General features: G+C 39.1%; 15 protein-coding genes and 1 tRNA gene. 6 read left to right on the forward strand and 10 right to left on the reverse strand.

Annotated elements, in window-relative coordinates; genetic code table 11:
• Positions 1-8 precede the first annotated feature (8 nt).
• Together AA650_RS02450 and AA650_RS02455 are read left to right on the forward strand one after the other, a co-directional pair.
• Positions 9-983, forward strand: a complete 975-nt coding sequence (locus tag AA650_RS02450) for a glycosyltransferase family 2 protein (RefSeq protein ID WP_053537827.1) — start codon at positions 9-11, stop codon at positions 981-983.
• A gap of 44 nt (positions 984-1,027) precedes the next feature.
• Positions 1,028-2,251, forward strand: coding sequence for an MFS transporter (locus AA650_RS02455; RefSeq protein ID WP_053537828.1), 1,224 nt, complete (start codon positions 1,028-1,030; stop codon positions 2,249-2,251).
• A gap of 86 nt (positions 2,252-2,337) precedes the next feature.
• Here AA650_RS02455 and AA650_RS02460 read toward each other — a convergent pair whose 3' ends face one another.
• The 3 genes from AA650_RS02460 to AA650_RS02470 form a co-directional block, all read right to left on the reverse strand.
• Positions 2,338-2,667, reverse strand: coding sequence for a zinc ribbon domain-containing protein (locus tag AA650_RS02460; protein WP_053537829.1), 330 nt, complete (start codon positions 2,665-2,667; stop codon positions 2,338-2,340).
• A gap of 91 nt (positions 2,668-2,758) precedes the next feature.
• Positions 2,759-4,270 (reverse strand): group II intron reverse transcriptase/maturase, encoded by a 1,512-nt coding sequence (locus tag AA650_RS02465; RefSeq protein ID WP_053537830.1) that lies wholly within the window; start codon positions 4,268-4,270, stop codon positions 2,759-2,761.
• A gap of 536 nt (positions 4,271-4,806) precedes the next feature.
• On the reverse strand, positions 4,807-5,802 hold the full coding sequence (locus AA650_RS02470) for an RNA-guided endonuclease InsQ/TnpB family protein (RefSeq protein ID WP_234413273.1): 996 nt from the start codon (positions 5,800-5,802) through the stop codon (positions 4,807-4,809).
• Positions 5,803-5,857: 55 nt separating this feature from the next.
• On the opposite strand from AA650_RS02470, the gene tnpA reads away from it, so the two are divergent.
• Positions 5,858-6,259, forward strand: a complete 402-nt coding sequence (gene tnpA, locus AA650_RS02475) for an IS200/IS605 family transposase (RefSeq protein WP_039204987.1) — start codon at positions 5,858-5,860, stop codon at positions 6,257-6,259.
• Between the two features lie 148 nt (positions 6,260-6,407).
• Here the strand turns inward: tnpA and AA650_RS02480 are convergent.
• Positions 6,408-6,481 (reverse strand) — tRNA-Arg (locus AA650_RS02480).
• A gap of 37 nt (positions 6,482-6,518) precedes the next feature.
• Between AA650_RS02480 and moaC the strand changes: the two genes are divergently transcribed.
• The 3 genes from moaC (at position 6,519) to AA650_RS02495 (ending at position 7,955) form a co-directional block, all read left to right on the forward strand.
• Positions 6,519-7,013, forward strand: coding sequence for a cyclic pyranopterin monophosphate synthase MoaC (gene moaC, locus AA650_RS02485; RefSeq protein ID WP_039200083.1), 495 nt, complete (start codon positions 6,519-6,521; stop codon positions 7,011-7,013).
• 96 nt (positions 7,014-7,109) lie between these two features.
• A complete protein-coding gene (locus tag AA650_RS02490) occupies positions 7,110-7,421 on the forward strand; it encodes a type II toxin-antitoxin system TacA family antitoxin (RefSeq protein WP_039200081.1) in 312 nt (103 codons plus the stop codon).
• Positions 7,422-7,955: a GNAT family N-acetyltransferase gene (locus AA650_RS02495; RefSeq protein ID WP_053537831.1), complete on the forward strand. Its 534-nt coding sequence runs from the start codon at positions 7,422-7,424 to the stop codon at positions 7,953-7,955.
• Positions 7,956-7,961: 6 nt separating this feature from the next.
• On the opposite strand, the gene purU is transcribed toward AA650_RS02495, so the two are convergent.
• The 6 genes from purU to AA650_RS02525 all read right to left on the reverse strand — a co-directional run bounded on the left by purU (position 7,962) and on the right by AA650_RS02525 (position 15,284).
• On the reverse strand, positions 7,962-8,816 hold the full coding sequence (purU, locus tag AA650_RS02500; RefSeq protein WP_027403777.1) for a formyltetrahydrofolate deformylase: 855 nt from the start codon (positions 8,814-8,816) through the stop codon (positions 7,962-7,964).
• Positions 8,817-8,972: 156 nt separating this feature from the next.
• Positions 8,973-9,602 (reverse strand): DUF4340 domain-containing protein, encoded by a 630-nt coding sequence (locus AA650_RS02505; protein ID WP_053537832.1) that lies wholly within the window; start codon positions 9,600-9,602, stop codon positions 8,973-8,975.
• A gap of 24 nt (positions 9,603-9,626) precedes the next feature.
• Positions 9,627-11,366, reverse strand: coding sequence for an aminodeoxychorismate synthase component I (pabB, locus tag AA650_RS02510; RefSeq protein WP_053537833.1), 1,740 nt, complete (start codon positions 11,364-11,366; stop codon positions 9,627-9,629).
• Positions 11,363-13,249, reverse strand: coding sequence for a GldG family protein (locus AA650_RS02515; protein WP_053537834.1), 1,887 nt, complete (start codon positions 13,247-13,249; stop codon positions 11,363-11,365). The genes pabB and AA650_RS02515 overlap by 4 nt, the downstream gene beginning before the upstream one ends.
• Positions 13,250-13,475: 226 nt before the next feature.
• Entirely contained in the window at positions 13,476-14,288 is an 813-nt protein-coding gene (locus AA650_RS02520) for an ABC transporter permease (protein ID WP_053537835.1), read from the reverse strand.
• Positions 14,289-15,284 (reverse strand): ABC transporter ATP-binding protein, encoded by a 996-nt coding sequence (locus AA650_RS02525; RefSeq protein ID WP_053537836.1) that lies wholly within the window; start codon positions 15,282-15,284, stop codon positions 14,289-14,291.
• Positions 15,285-15,447: the final 163 nt, after the last annotated feature.

The following is a 15,447-nucleotide window of genomic DNA, read 5'->3' on the forward strand; positions in this document are numbered from 1 at the left end:
GTATTCTTGTGACCAATTACCAATCACCAAGTTTAGATGTATCCGTAGTTGTCCCAATTAAAGATGAGGTCGAAAGTTTACCTTTATTACTAGAAGCCATTTCTACGACTCTCACCACTAGTAAGTTGAATTATGAGATTATTTGTGTAGATGATGGTTCTAGTGATGGTACAGCGGAATTTCTCAAGGAACAAGCGCAAATTCGCACTGATTTAAAAGCGGTGATTTTGCGACGTAATTATGGACAAACTGCGGCTATGTCTGCGGGTTTTAATTATGCTACAGCTAGAGTAATTGTGACTTTAGACGCTGATTTGCAAAATGACCCCGCTGATATTCCGATGTTATTAGCCAAGCTAGATGAGGGTTATGATTTAGTTAGTGGTTGGCGGCAAAATCGCCAAGATGGGGCGGTTAATCGGTTGCTTCCTTCTAAAATTGCCAATTGGTTAATTCGTGGGGCTACAAGCGTCTATATTCATGATTATGGTTGTTCTCTGAAAGCCTATCGGTCTGAATTGGTGGCAGATATGAATCTTTATGGAGAACTACACCGCTTTTTACCTGCTTTGGCATATATCGAAGGGGCAAGAATTACAGAAGTACCTGTGCGTCATCATGCGCGGCGGTTTGGACAAAGTAAGTATGGGATATCACGGACTTTCCGGGTATTGATGGATTTATTAACTATTCTATTTATGAAGAAGTTTCTCACCCGTCCCATGCACGTTTTTGGCTTGTTGGGATTGATTTCCATGATTGCTGGTGGGGGAATAGGTATATATTTAACTTTCGTCAAATTGGCTTTTCATGTAGATATTGGTAGCCGTCCTTTGTTGATTTTGGCAGTGTTGCTGTTAGTAACAGGAGTCCAGTTATTTTGCTTCGGTCTTTTGGCAGAATTACTGATGCGAACTTATCATGAATCTCAAGGACGACCAATCTATCGGGTGCGAGAAGTTGTGGCAAAAAATGTTAAGTAACGTAACAATAGAGAAATAATACTTTTTACATTATTGCATCTGCCGTGAAAGCCTTTGATACTTTTGACGCTAATCTGCGAAAAAACCTGCTCATGTTATTTGCAGCGGGTCTGTTTTTCTGGTCAGGTTTGGCTTCATTATTGCCTACCCTACCCTTATATATTGAACATATTGGTGCAAGCAAACAGGAAATTGGCATTGTCATGGGTAGCTTTGCCATTGGGATGTTGCTATGTCGCCCGTCAATGGGTGCTTTAGCAGATATTCGGGGTCGTAAAATAGTATTATTGATTGGAATGTCCGCAGCAGCGATCGCTCCTTTGGGATATTTATGTGTAAAATCAATTATTCCCCTCATGGTAATTCGTGCCTTTCATGGCATTAGTATCGCCGCTTTTGCCACAGCTTACATTGCCCTAGTCAGCGATTTAGCACCAGAACACCGTCGCGGTGAAGTCGTTGGTTACATGAGTTTGGTGAATCCTTTAGGTGTGGGAATAGGTCCGGCTATAGGTGGGTTTTTACAAGCAAGTGCTGGTTATACCCCATTATTTCTCTCATCTGCGGCTTTATGTTCCTTGGGTTTATTATGTATCATCCCCATTATTAATCCACCAATTGCCACCAAACCAACTAACAGTAAAAATGATAACTTTTGGCAAATATTAACTAGTCATCGGGTGCGGATTCCCGCTATCGTCTTACTCCTGAGTGGTTTGACTTTAGGTAGTTTGCATACTTTCATCTCCCTATTTATTAAATCAACCGGAGTTGATTTAAATCCAGGTTTATTTTTTACTGCGGCGGCTGTCTCCAGTTTTAGTTGTAGATTATTTACTGGTAAAGCTTCTGATAGATATGGAAGGGGTTTATTTGTCACCATGAGTTTGATAGCTTATACATTCTCTGTCATCTGCATTTGGCAAGCAAATAACTCTTTCATGTTCTTATTGGGAGCATTCATGGAAGGTGCTGCTTCTGGTACACTTATCCCCATGATTTCTGTATTGATGACAGATAGGGCTTTACCCTACGAACGCGGGAGAATATTTGGTGCTTCCTTAATGGGATTTGATATCGGTTTAGCGATCGCAGGTCCAATTTTTGGTACATTTGCCGAAACACTTGGTTATCGAAATATGTTTGGTTTGACTACAGGTTTAACAGTCATTGCCATGATCATCTTCCTCACCCAGTCTAGCCGCAATATTCCTCAATCTCTGCGTTTTGCCCTTGGTCGCACAGAAGATATCTACGCCGTCAAATAACCGTAGGGGCGCAGGGCCTGCGCCCTTCCATATCCTGCACTGTTGACACTCTCAGGGCTAAAGCCGCTGAGATTCTGCGGACAGAATTAATTTAATTTAATTCTCGCTACGATTGCCAAAGATCGTCTACTGAGTTGATCAAGTGATAGACTCAACCTTCCCGATACTTTTCTTAAAATATTAGCTGCTCCGTTCAAATCTGCATTTACGAATGAACCATCGCCCGATTCATACAATCCACGCTTAACACGCTTTCCTGATGCTTTCCACCCTTCTGGCTTTTCGCCATACTTAGGTAGGGAGTCTCCATCTAGAAAACTAGCTTTTGACGTATATGCTTCTTCAGTTTCTTGAAATCTAATACCGTGCAATTCACAGAGTTGTCTTAATCTATCTTTAAGTTTACCCAATGGCATTTGGAGGTTGAGTCGAGGGGGAATATTATTTCCCGCCCCTCTCTGTTAGATCCGTGCGTACCCGTTTCCGTGTACACGGCTCCCGATGTTCTTAGCTTTCGCGTTTGCTCATGTGAATATAATCGTGGCAGCTTTCGTGAATGGCTAGAAGGTTTTTAGTTTTCCAGTTTTGGTGGTTTCCATCAACATGATGTAAATGTACCTTCTCATCACTGAGCATCTTTAGACCACAATGACCACATTTATGGTTTTGCCGTTTAAGGGCTTTAGAGGTATCGTTGTTATAGAGCTTGCTGTTACGTTCGCTCCAATAACTTAAATCTCCGTCGTAGGGTGATTTCTCACCTTTGACATTGATGTGTTTGTTTTCGGAGTAAGGAACTGCTGGGAATGCCTTGTCTAGTAACTGCTTACTGGTATGGCGATTCTGTTTGGTTTCCTTGTTGAATACCCTGAAAGCTCTGTTTTGAATGTGGTATAGCGAGTTGCGCGACCCGTCCATTTTGCAGAAGCGGTGGTAGTTCCTCCAACCTCTAACTACAGGGGCTAATTTTTCAGCCTTTGTGGTAGCACCATAATTCGAGTTGTTGACGATAAATTTTACTTTCTTGCGGAAAGATTTATAATTGCCCCCTGATGGGACGCATCTAAACTTCCCGTTTTTCTGGACTTTAAAATTCCAGCCGAGGAAATCAAATCCATCTGTCGCGGCGGTTAGCTTTGTCTTTTTCTCGCTGACTTTCATTCCCCGCTCTGCTAAAAACTGACTGATTCGGTCAAGTATTTCTGGTGCGTTATCTTTGGGTTTGAGTATGATTACCATATCATCGGCGTACCGTACTGATTGGTGAATTGACTCTATACCGTCTAACGCAATATTGGCTAACAGTGGACTTACCACCCCACCTTGAGGTGTTCCTTGTTCGGGAAATTCTGGATTGACCCCGGCTTTGAGACATCGGAAGATTCCTTGTCTTATGCTTCTAGGAGCTATGAGTCTCTCCATGATGGCGGTGTGGTTTATCCTATCAAAGCATTTTTCAATATCGAGTTCTATGACTCGTTTATCTATTCCATTTACTCGTGAGTTTAGATTGTCGAATAGGTGTTTCTGCGCGTTATGCGCTGACCGTCCCGTTCTAAACCCGTAGCTCCTGGCGTGGAAAGTTGCCTCGTGTGCTGGTTCTAATGCGTATTTTGCTAGGCATTGCCAAGCTCGGTCTGCAATAGTGGGGATTTTCAGCATCCTGATAGTACCGTCCTTTTTGGGGATGGGTATTTCTCTTAGCCCTTGGTGTTTCCAGTTGCTACTTGATGCTTTTAGCAGTTCATTAAGCTCGAAGCGTTCCTTAAAGTTAAGGGACTTTTTGCTGTCAATTCCTGCGGTCTTTTTCCCAGCGTTTAGCTGTGATACTTGACGGATAGCCAGTAATCTCGCTGCGGTTGATTTCAGAATCAGCTTTTGTAGGGACTTAGCTTTGCGCTTGTCGCCAACTTGAACCGCTTTGTACACTCGTTTTTGTAGGCGGAATAAGTTACGGCGAAATTTCTTCCAAGGTAACGTCTTCCAGGATTCACTAGAGTTGTCTCTGTGTCTAATCATGCTCTGCTCCAATTTGTGTATTCTGAACACCTCAAACCAATTACGGTTTGTCCTACCCGAATTGAAGGAGTTCCGCTGCTCGTCCAGCCTACTTATAGGGTTCGACCGCCCTTAGACCCTCAACCCGTTTTTATTCGTTCCCTCGGTTGATTAGTAGTTCCGTTAGGTGTAGCCATTTCAACCATTGGAATCCCTGGACTCTTGCCACTATTAGTTTGAGAATGTGACGGGATTTAACTCCAATGAGGTCAGGTTTTTAAGTTGTGTCCTGCCTATCAATAGGTTGCTTTTTGAGGCTCGATTTCACCGTAGGAACTCCCCGTTAACGCCAAGTGTCACCCCACAACGGATGTCTGATTGCGTCCTGTTCCTAGCTTCGACCTCCCGAAGCCGAGTCGGGTCATCGTAGGCAGGTAGGGAGTCATACCTGAGTCTGGTAGATGGGACTTTCACCCATATCAGACCGAGAGTTCAACCTTTTCCCATAGTTGGATTAGGTTGGTTAGCTTATGTACGGACTGATTACCGTGATTCAGCTAACAACGAATCGCACCAAACTTTTGATTGTTAATTCTCCCCATATTAGCGTTGGATTTAAACCCCTCGTTCCAGCCGATAACTAATGTACCAATACCATATTTTAAGCAATGGTCAATAATTAGTTTCGCTGCTTTATTAATACCATCACGCATCTGATGGTTACGTTTACGGGTTACACGGTCTAACCAAGCATCCCAATAAGCTTCTGATTTCCCCTCTTTTTTTGTTGATATTTTCTTGTTCCAAAGCTGATTCATGGCTTTCATTGACCGGGCATCAATCAATAGGGAATTACCCAATGTATCAACACAAGCCGCTAAATTATCAGCCGTTCCCAAGTCAATAGATAGAGCTTGATTAATGTCTAAATCATGCTGTTGTTTCTCAACTTCGTAAGACATCTCTAGATAAAAAGCACCGTTTTTAGGTAGGATAGTAAACTCCTTAACATGAGCTATATCTAAATTTGACGGCATCGGTAGAAAAAATTCAGAAATTCCAAACCATCTTTTAACCGTTAGTCCCAACGAAAATCTAAGTTGTCCATTAACTAGAGTTGGTTTCTGTCCTCCACTATGAGGATAAGCAACCTTGAAAAGTTTAGAACCTGTTAGATAGCCGGGTACTTTAGGCTTAAAGTGTAATTGTCCTTTGATAAACAAAGAACGTAATTCTTTAAAAGATTTGAAGGCTTCTGTTACAGATAATAAAGTTTGTTGTGCGGGGATAGATGGCATCGATTGAGCAACCATAGTTTTAGACACTGAAGGCTCGTAAATCAAGTCGAACTTACCCGTTAACAACTTTCCAGTTTTTAAAAATGTTTGTCTAGCGAAATAAACACCACTGTTATACAGCTTCCCTGACTGCTGACAGAGATATTCTAATACTGCCTTTGTTTCATTATCGGGAGACAACAAAACCTGTTGTACTCCCATTGCTTTTTTATTTTTTGCCACCAAGTTACGATTTATGAGAAGTTGACTTCTCAAGAATAATTGATTAAGCTAGTATTGTCAATAGCTATCAAGAAAACAACAAGAGAATATGTTAACGCAAGAAGACTATAAAACCCACAACCACGTTAAATTCCTGGTTAATTACCATTTTGTTTGGATACCTAAACGACGGAAAAAAGTTTTAGTAGGAGAAATAGCAACAAGAGCGAGACAGATTTTTGCTGAACTGGCTATAGAAAAAGGTTGGGATATTTTAGCTTTAGAAGTAGCTCCAGACCATATCCACTTATTTATTAGCGTTAAGCCCACAGATACCCCACATTTAGTTATCAAGGCATTTAAAGGTCGTTCTAGCTTCTACTTGAGAAAAGAATTTCCCCAATTAAAAAAACTACCGTCTCTTTGGACAAGTAGTTATTTTATAAGCACCGCAGGGAATGTTAGTAGCGAATCCGTGAGGAGATATATTGAAGACCCGCATCACGGTTAATATAGAAAATACCAAAGCGGTTAAAACCGCTCGTGTCGCTTATATCTCAGGGCTAAAGCCGCTGAGTTTTACGCTTACCGCGAGGTCTTATAATTATCAAAAATGCACAAACTCCAAAAAAGGAACTTGTGCATTTAAAATCAGATAATGGGCGAGGAGGGATTCGAACCCCCGACACCGTGGTTCGTAGCCACGTGCTCTAGTCCACTGAGCTACACACCCTTGACTCATGAATTTCATAATAGCACATACTTTCCCAATGACGCAAGCTAATTTTCCAAATTCTTTTCCACTAACCCATTTGGATGCCCAGGGACAAGCCCAAATGGTTGATGTATCCAGCAAAGTCGCCACTGTTCGCCAAGCAGTAGCCACTGGTAAGGTACGAATGTTACCTGAGACATTCGCCGCTATTCAAGCCGGAAACACTCCCAAAGGGGACGTTTTAGCAACTGCTAGGTTAGCGGGAATCATGGCTGCTAAACAGACAGCGAATTTAATTCCTCTCTGTCACCCCTTACCGTTGCAAAAAATTACCGTTGAGATTATCCCCGATGCCCAACTACCTGGTTATCAAATTGATGCCACTGTCAAAACCAAAGCAGAAACTGGCGTGGAAATGGAAGCTTTAACAGCGGTATCTATTGCCGCTTTAACTTTATATGATATGGCTAAAGCGTTAGAAAAGTCTATTCAAATTGAGGCGATTCATTTAGTCAGTAAGACAGGTGGAAAGTCTGGAGACTGGGGATAGTTGACATTTGTTGAATAAATCAGTACACTATTATTTGTTAGGAGATTTGCCGTACACTAAAGATTTACACATCATATTTATTGTGTAGAAAGTATCATGACTCACTCAGTGGCTAGAAATAGCCCAGAAAAATCCTTGAGTTCCAAATCAGAAAGATTAGAAGCCCGTATCAGTCCACAGAATAAGGAACTGTTCCAACGGGCGGCTGATATTCAAGGGCGAACACTTACAGATTTTGTAGTTAGCAGTCTTGTCAGTGCTGCAAACCAGATTATTCAGGAAAATGAAATCATGGTTTTAAGCAGAAAAGACCAAGAAGTTTTTGTAGAAGCACTGCTTAATCCGCCAGAACCCAGTAACAAGTTACGGCTTGCGGCTCAACGCTATAAAAAGAATATGGGTGTATAAGTGCAGTTAACAGATAATTTTGATGCTTTTGAGAATTATTTAATAGAGCCGCTAGGAAAAAAGCATAACCGGGCGGCTTTTTGTTGTGGAGTTGATCAATTAGATAAATATTTCCAAAAACAAGCTGGGCAAGATGCACGTAAACGCATAGCAGCCCCATTTGTTTTAGTAGAAAAAAGTTCTGGTTTCGTCGCAGGTTATTACACACTATCATCAACAAGTATTCAAATCGGAGAATTGCCGATAGAAATTACTAAAAAACTACCAAAATATCCTCAACTTCCCGCTACTCTTTTAGGTAGATTAGCAGTTGATCAAAATCATCGTCAAAAAGGTTTAGGGGAAATGTTGTTAATGGATGCCCTATATCGTAGTTTGCAAAATGAAATTGCGACAATTGCGGTAGTTGTTGATGCCAAAGATGATAAAGCCCGTTCTTTTTATGAGCATTATCAATTCATTTGCTTTCCTGATTATTCTCATCGGCTTTTTTTGATGATGGAAACGATAGCTAAAATGATCAATTCAGATTAAATAAATTTACTCAAAAACTACAGTTCTATTGCCATAAACTAAAACGCGATTTTGTAAATGCAATCTTACCGCTCTTGCTAACACAATTCTTTCTAAATCTTTACCTTTTCTAATTAAATCATTCACCTCATCTCTATGACTTACCCGCACCACATCCTGTTCAATAATTGGTCCTGCATCTAAGTCAGCAGTGGCATAATGGGCTGTTGCTCCAATAATTTTCACACCTCTTTCAAAGGCGCGATGATAGGGATTAGCCCCAATAAATGCAGGTAAAAATGAATGATGAATATTAATAATTTGCGGGAATTTCTCAATGAAATCTGCACTAACTATTTGCATATATTTTGCCAAGACAACTAAATCAATTTTGTATTCATGCAGTAATTCTAGTTGTTTAGCTTCCTGTTCTTGTTTATTTTCTTTAGTAATTGGTAAGTAATGGTAATCAATACCGAATTGTTCAACTATCGGTTGTAAGTCAGGGTGATTACTCATAATTAAAGGAATCTCTGCATGAAATTCTTTAGCACGATGTCTCCAAATTAAATCAAATAAACAATGATCTTGACGACTTACCCAAATAGCAATGCGGGGAAGAGTATCAGAAAAGTGTAATTCCCATTTTGCATTTAAAGGTTGAGCGATCGCATTAAAAGCAGGAGTAATTACATCTTTGGGTAAATTAAACCCTTTTAACTGCCACTCTATCCGCGTTAGAAATAGTCCAGCTTCAAAATCTGTATGTTGATCTGCATGAGTAATATTACCACCATTAGCATAGATAAAATTGGCAAATTTTGCTACCAATCCCCGTTGATCTGGACAAGAAATTAATAAAGTTGCTGTTTGTTTTGTCATTGGAGTTTTGAAGATTATATTTCAGATTTATTTGTTGGTTTCTACACCCACCTGGAACTTAAGTTCCAGGCTAATAGCCAAAGTTTACTAAAGTAAACTGGGGATTTTTTAGGATTTTTAGTCATCTTTAGATGACTTTTGCTATGAGACTGGGAATTAATTCCCAGTCGGTTTATTGACACTATTTGGAGGAGTTGGTGAAGGAAGGCTTGGTAATGGCTGTACATCAGTCTTTTCTGCTATTTGTTTCCATTCAGATATATCTCGATTAACTGCATTCACAAAATCCTTAGAAACTAACAATAAATTCATATTTTTGTTACCATCAGCTTGAGCATATAAAAATTGATTATTAAAATCACCTTTACCTAAAATCAATTGATGGCTTTGTTTATTTTTTAGTTTAACATCAATAGTAGCTACAGGTTTATCCAGACCAAATTCTGATAATTCAGTGGGTGAAACTGATACTGTTCTTTCACTTTTGCCCTCAACTAATAAATCCATTAAATAAGAAACAATTGCATCATTTGCTAGTGTTGATATGGGAGATTTTATTTCCCATTGGGGTTTTTCAGTTGTATTTCTTTTCTCTATTTGTAATATTGTTTCCTTAAAATTAATTGTTAAAGATTGCACATCATCAGCATTAAAAGCAAAAATTTTCTGTTTTTGGGGTTTTATTTCTGTTTGCTGATTTTTACCTTTGATTTCATGAAAGTAGACAAAACTACCTAATCCCAAGGCTAAAAGTATTAAAATTAAAGTCGTTTTTGGTAATTTCATGTTGAATATTACTAAATTATCTAATTAGTTAGAAATTAAAACCGCTTCTCGCCATTTTTGCACTGAGTTAATTATATAAATGCGATTGATATATTGTAACTGTTCAACTGCAATAATTTCTTCTCTGATTTTTCCTTTTTCAAGTAAATCAGCGCGAAAAGTACCTGCTAACAAACCGCATTTTACCGAAGGTGTCAATAATTCTCCATTCAACTCTACCACAATATTACCAATACAAGTTTCTGTGATTTCACCTCTTTCATTCCATAATAAAACATCATCACAATCAGGAAAAGCAGCTTTCGCTGTTTCATAAACTTGGCGATTAGTCGTTTTATGATACAAAAATGGATTATTAGAGTCAATGGCTGTGCAACACATACTTAGTTTAACAAATTCCTGATTATTCACAGGAGATAAAGGTATAGTTTGATATGTAATGTCACCATAATAATCTAATAACAACCGCACTTTATAAGCTTGACTTAAAAATGTTTTTGTTAATTCATCAAGTTGTTTTTTCAAACTATTGATATCAACATTAAAATTAAAGTAAATTGCTGAAGACTGCAACCTTTGTAAATGATAATCTAAAACAAAATAGCCATGATCAGGTTGCCATAATATCGTTTCTAAAAGTGAAAAATCTGGTTGATTTAAGGTGAGAACTTGGGCTTTAATTTGACATTCTTGATATTCATCACTACTTACAGAATCCCAAACAATTCCTCCTCCGACTCCATACTCAGCTTGACTATTTTCCTTATCAATTAATACAGTCCGAATAGCCACATTAAATTGCGCTTGACGGTGGGGACTAATAAATCCAATACATCCAGTATAAATGCGGCGTGGTGTATTTTCCAACTTCTGAATAATTTGCATAGTCCGGGCTTTAGGTGCGCCAGTAATAGACGCACAGGGAAACAACGCCCTCATAATTTCACTTAGGGAAGCTGTAGTTTTGGCTGTGACTGTGGATGTCATTTGCCAAACTGTGGGATATTTTTCAACATTGAATAAATGGGGAACTTTGACAGTATTAATATCAGCTATTCTTCCCATGTCATTGCGAATCATATCCACAATCATCACATTTTCAGCGCGGTTTTTTTCAGAAAAATGTAGTTGATTAGCAATATTATGATCGGTTGCTAATGTTAAACCTCTAGCTGCTGTTCCTTTCATAGGACGAGAGGTTAAATTATTACCGTCAAGATCAAAAAATAGTTCGGGGGAAGCGGAACAAATAGCAAAGTTATCAATGTCAACATAAGCCCCATAGTCGGCGTTTTGTGCTTGCACTAATTTGATAAATAATTCCCAAGTATCGCCACTAAAGGGCGCATTTAGTCGTAAGGTATAATTAACTTGATATGTTTCCCCCAAAGCAATATATTCTTTGATTTTACTAATGGCTTGATGATATTCGGCTTCACTAACTGAAGGTTTCCAATTGAGTTGATATTCTGTCGGTAAGGTTGGTTTTGGTAATTCAATAATTTCTGTTTTTTTATATAATCCAAACCAAAGTAGGGGAAATGAACTATAAGAATGGGTTTCTAGTACGGAATCAAAAGCTGTGGAAGCTTCATAACTAATGAAACCCGCTGCATACATTTGATGTTTGGCGATTAAATCATTTACAAGTTGCAATTTAGGAACAACTTGATCAATACTATCAGCTTTGATAATTTCATCAGGATTTTGAAAACAAAGCCAATGCTTGAATTTAGCATCATGAATTACTAATTTATTTTTCATCGGCGTTTCCACCAAATAATAAATCCTGTGGTTAATCCAATTAAAGGTAATACAAACACAGCAATTATTGTTAACCAGTTAGCTTGAAGAGTTGATATAACAATGCGGCGATTTTTCGGTTCTTTAGGACGAATTGAGAGAAGTTGTTGATCTTGTTGACTTAGCCAACTAACTGAGTTTAAAAATACATCTCCATTTAATTGTTGTTCAAATAAACCATCAACAGCAAAATTTGAGTTTCCAAATATTACTAATCTGGATTCTTTAGCAGTAGGTTGAGAATTTATGGAAGTTGGAATTGGTGAAGTTGTGGGAATTGGTGTTGGTGAAGTTGTGGGAATTGGTGTTGGTGAAGTTGTGGGAATTGGAATTGGTGAAGTTGTGGGAATTGGAATTGGTGAAGTTGTGGGAATTGGAATTGGTGAAGTTGTGGGAATTGGAATTGGTGAAGTTGTGGGAATTGGAATTGGTGAAGTTGTGGGAATTGGAATTGGTGAAGTTGTGGGAATTGGAATTGGTGAAGTTGTGGGAATTGGAATTGGTGAAGTTGTGGGAATTGGAATTGGTGAAGTTGTGGGAATTGGTGTTGGTGAAGTTGTGGGAATTGGTGTTGGTAAAGTTGTGGGAATTGCATTTGATAACTTTCTAGTTAATGCTACTCCTAAAGTTAAAGGTCCTTTTAAATCTTGACCTTCATTAAACTCTAATTTTTCACTTTTTTGATCACTTTCTGCCCAACTGTTGGGATAGGGTTTAGTTTTTAATAAAGCCATAGACTCGATACCAGAAACAGGATCAATTTCCAAAGAACGAGTTAAGGGATATACAGAAATATTTTTAGCAAAATCTTTAGTAATAGGATGTTGTCCATATTCTGTCACCAGAATAGCAGCGGGTCCTAGTTGTAAATTTTCGCCAGAAGTATCAATAGCCAAACGATTATCTAAGCGTATACCCCAATCTTTTAAAATAGTGTCTATTTTCGGGTCAGTATTGGGATCAATCATCAATAATAAGTTACCACCACGATTGAGATAATTTTGTAAAGCTGTAACTTCCCCTATCAATAATTCTTTTTTAGGTCCAGCGACAACTATAACAGTAGCATCATCAGGAACTTGCGGCTGTTCTGCTAAATTCAAAGCTGATGTGGTAAAGTTTTTATCGGTTAATGCTTTAATTGCTTGGGAAATTGCCCCTTTACTAGCTGTAAGTGGATGTTCACCATGACCTTGAAGAAAGTAAACTTTAGCAGTTGTGGAACTGGTAATTTGTTGTAACCTATTAGTTAATTTTATTTCTGATAAACGTTCATTTTCATTAATTATCTGGACTAATTGCCGTTTGTTTTGAAATTCTAGATAAACTTCGCCATAATCTTTGACACCAAATTTTTCGGCTATTCCTGGCTTTAATTGAGGGTCAATATACTCAAATTTAAATTTATTACTTTGACGATGATAGTTATCTAATAATTCTCTATCTTGGAGATTTTGGTCTTTACTAAATAACCAAACTTTTATGGTTTCGGGTAAGTTACTGACTAATTCTCTTGATTGAGGGGATAGGGTAAATAATTGACTATCTGTTAAATCTAGGCGCAGGTGATAGCGAATACCTAAAAAGTTAATTAATCCTAAGATAACTAATACTGATAAGGTGGCGACAAGAGCGTTAGTACCCGATTGGGTGGAACGTTTTTGCCACCATTTACTTTGTTGGCTTTGGATTATTATCCAGAGGCTACAAATTATTAAACCTAGTATTGTTAATAATAAAGGGATTATTCCCCATTTTTCTGATATTAAACCAATGGTTAAGCCGGAAGTTAAAAAGAATGGTCCTAGCCAAAATACAAGTTGCCAAAGTTTATTTTTATTCATTCTTCATATTAGGGAGTAGGGGGAGTGGGGGGAGTGGGGGAGTGGGGGGAGTGGGGGGAGTTGGGGGAGTGGGGGAGTGGGGGGAGTGGGGGGAGTGGGGGAGTGGGGGGAGTGGGGGGAGTGGGGGGAGTGGGGGGAGTGGGGGAGTAGGGGGAGTAGGGGAGTAGGGGGAGGAGTTTTACTGATGACAACAGACAACAGACAACAGACAACAGACAACTGACAATTACTGACGTTGAAACCGGAGTGCATCAATTGATTGGGCGGTGAGAAAAATACCTAAGACAATGTAACTGGCAAATAAAATCAAGCTGCTAGTATCAAAAATGCCTTGAATCAGGGTGTTATAATGTTTGAGAAGGGATAAATGACTCACTGCTTCACCCATTTGTCCGGGAATGGCTTTGGCAATTAAATCAATAAATAATAGCAAAATGACGAGGGCAAAGGTGAGGACAGCCGATAAGATTGTGCTGTCTGTTAATGAGGAAATAAACATTCCTAAAGATAAAATTGCTGCTGCTAGGAGGAGTAATCCTAAATGACCAAGTATAGGAATTATGGGGGATATGGGAGGATTAGAATTGGATAATGCGATCGCCTCCAATCCCATTAATGGTAAAATCATGGTTAAGAAAAATGTCAATACCCCTAATAATTTACCCACAGCTACAGCCCAGTTGGTAATCGGCGATGTGGCTAGTAGTTCTAAAGTTCCCCGTTTGCGTTCTTCGGCATAGAGTCCCATTGAGAGAATCGGTAATACAAATAACATTAACCACCCCATTCTATCTAAAAATGCCCGCACAAATTCGTAGGGAACATCTATTGTTGGGGCGGAAACTCCCATTTGTTGCCCTTGTAAATCATAGCTAGAAACTGTGACTAAAATTCCCTCTGGTCCTAACAAAATCATCACGAAAAATAACCCGGCTAAAAACCAAAATGCACTAGCTACTCCATAGGCTAATGGCGAAACAAAATAACTCTGTAGTTCTCGACGATAAATGGCAATAATGTTGGCGATAACTATACCCATTTACGCAGCCTCTCCTTCTTCAATTTCTGGGGTTATTTCCATTGGTAAATTCTTTTCTGCTGTAGTTAATTCTAAGAAAACATCTTCTAGTGTGGCATTGATTCGTCGCATTTCATATAAATCAAACCCAGCCCGAATTAAAGCAGCAGTAATTTCTTTTCCTGGTTCTGTTCCTGGCTGCAATATTACCCGGAGGCAAGTATGATTGTCTGACGATTGCTGATGGTTAGGCATTAATTCTACTGAACTTACATCGGCTATATTTTGCAGCATTTGTCTAGCTAAAGCTGCATCTCCACCGATTTCTAACTCATATCCCGCCCCACCTGTTAACTGTGTCATCAAATTTTCTGGGGTATTAGTTGCGACTATTTGCCCCCTGTTAATAATGGCAACTCGGCTACAGGTCATGCTCACTTCTGGGAGAATATGGGTAGACAAAATAATGGTGTGTGTTCCTGCTAAACTTTTAATTAAGTTTCGCACTTCGATGATTTGCCGAGGGTCAAGACCAATGGTAGGTTCATCAAGAATAATAGCTGGTGGATCATGAACGATCGCCTGGGCAATTCCCACTCTTTGCCGATAACCTTTAGAAAGTTTACGAATAATAACTTTGCGCTTATCTTCTAAGTTACAACGGTTAATAGCTGCTGTTACCTTTGTCGGGCGATCGCCTGAAGAAACTCCCTTAATCCGAGCGACAAAGTGTAAAAAACCCTCCACAGTCATCTCTGGATATAATGGCGGCGTTTCTGGTAGGTAACCAATTCGCTGTCGCACCAATAGAGAATGATCATGAACATCATAACCCGCAATCTTGGCTGTCCCACTTGTAGCCGGTAAATAACCAGCTAAAATTCGCATAGTTGTGGTTTTACCAGCCCCATTCGGTCCCAAAAAACCTAAAATTTCCCCAGGTTCAACACTAAAGGTAACATCAGTAATTGCTGTTGTCGAACCATAAATTTTACTCAGATGCTCAACTTCGATCATTCACCTAATCACTAATCATGAGAATACCCACACAATCTTAGCGAAAGAATGGGTAATTAGCTTCAACAGCAACAAAAAAGCGATGATCAATAAGATCCCCGACTTCTCTAAGAAGTCGGGGATCTTACTTGTAAAATCAAAAGAGCGATCGCCTAATATAAAT

Source organism: Anabaena sp. WA102 (assembly GCF_001277295.1).
In the GTDB taxonomy this organism is placed as follows: Bacteria; Cyanobacteriota; Cyanobacteriia; order Cyanobacteriales; family Nostocaceae; genus Dolichospermum; species Dolichospermum heterosporum.